The sequence below is a fragment of the Sagittula sp. NFXS13 genome, assembly GCF_040148795.1.
GTDB classification, from domain to species: Bacteria; Pseudomonadota; Alphaproteobacteria; order Rhodobacterales; family Rhodobacteraceae; genus Sagittula; species Sagittula marina.
Genome location: NZ_JAGEMH010000047.1, coordinates 1 through 1,511, shown reverse-complemented (window position 1 = coordinate 1,511; position 1,511 = coordinate 1). Strand labels below are relative to the sequence as shown.

Genomic DNA, 1,511 nt, shown 5'->3' with positions numbered 1-1,511 from the left:
GTCTGATCCCTTCCAGAAGCGCCCTTGACCCGATGATGTTCATCACGCGCTTGATGTTGTAGGCGATGACGTGCAGTGCCATTTCAGTGCGCACGTTCCGGAGTTTCCGCATCTGGAAGTGAGTAGCGCCCATCGCAGCTTTGATCGTGCCGAACGGATGCTCGACCGTGCAGCGCCGGGTGCGCATCAAGCCCGGGGTCTCGTCCATGCGCGCGTACATCTTCTCGATCAGATGTTCGTGCTCCCAGCGGGTGATCCGGCGCTCTTTCCCCGTCGTGCAGCGCGCCTGTAGCGGGCAAGACTGGCAATCGTTTTGCCAGTAGCGTCGGTGCATCAGACCCTTCTCCTCCCGCGTATATCGGTAGGTCAGGACCTTGCCGGCTGGACAGGTATAGGTGTCGCTGGCCGCGTCGTAAAAGGAGGCGGCCTTCACGAACATACCCTTCTTGCGGTTGCCCGATGTCTCCGGTCGCGGGACCGTCGCGGTGATCCCGGCTTCTTCGCAAGCAAGCAGTTCAGGGCTGTTGAAGCAGCCTCGGTCAGCGATGGCGTTCAGACTTTCCGCCTGCAAAGCCGCCTTGGCCATCTTCGCCATGGGCGCCAGCTGCGCCCGATCATGCCCCACGTTGGTCACGTCATGCGCCACGATCAGATGCGTGGCCGTATCGACGGCCGTCTGAACGTTGTATCCTACGAGTCCGGTGCCCTTGCCGTACGTTGCCATCGATCTCGCATCGGGATCAGTCAATGAAATCTGGCCCTCTGGTGTTTCCTTCTACTGAGTGGAAATCCCTTGGAGGCGTTGCACTTCCTGGCGGATCCTGGACAGTTTCTCCTGCAGGCGCTCGATCTTGCGGAGCTTTCGCTCGGACTGCTCCCGCCGGTCGGCTCTCGCCATTTCCTCGAGATACCTGGACGCGCTTTGCTCGAGGTGAGTGATCCGAAGCTGAACCTTGCCTGACGTGAAATTCCGATCGTTCGGCCCGCTCTCTCGAACCGGCGGCGTTCGGGGCCTCACTGTTCACCGCTTTCATCTTGCTGCCATCGATGGCCACTGTCCCGGCGGAGACCACCCCGATCTGGCGGCAGAGCTCGACAAACCGGGCACAGGTCTTGCGGATCGCGGACCCGTTGTCCTTGCGGAAGTCAGCGATTGTCTTGTGGTCCGGCACCAGCCTGCCGGTCAGCCACATGACCTCGACATTGCGCCCGGCCTCTTTCTCGAGACGCCTGCTGGACGCGACCCGGTTCATGTAACCATAGAGGAAGAGCTTCAGGAGCACGGCCGGATGATAGCCGGGTCGCCCTGTCTGTGCGGGCGCAAAACGGTTGAAATCAGCAGCGGCGAAGTCGAGCGCGTCGACGAAAGCATCGATCACCCGAACTGGATGATCCTCGCAGATCCAGTCCTCCAAACGATCCGGGAACAGGGTCGTCTGCTCCCGGTCCACTCCTTCGATATAGCCCGACATCACCAGCCTCCATTTGGTAAAGGCAGTATAGCTGAACCT

At 60.6% G+C, this 1,511-nt stretch carries 1 pseudogene; it reads right to left on the bottom strand.

Annotated features, from left to right (window positions below):
* Positions 1-1,472: pseudogene (locus tag J4E08_RS24405) on the bottom strand (IS1182 family transposase); the annotation flags it as partial.
* Positions 1,473-1,511: the final 39 nt, after the last annotated feature.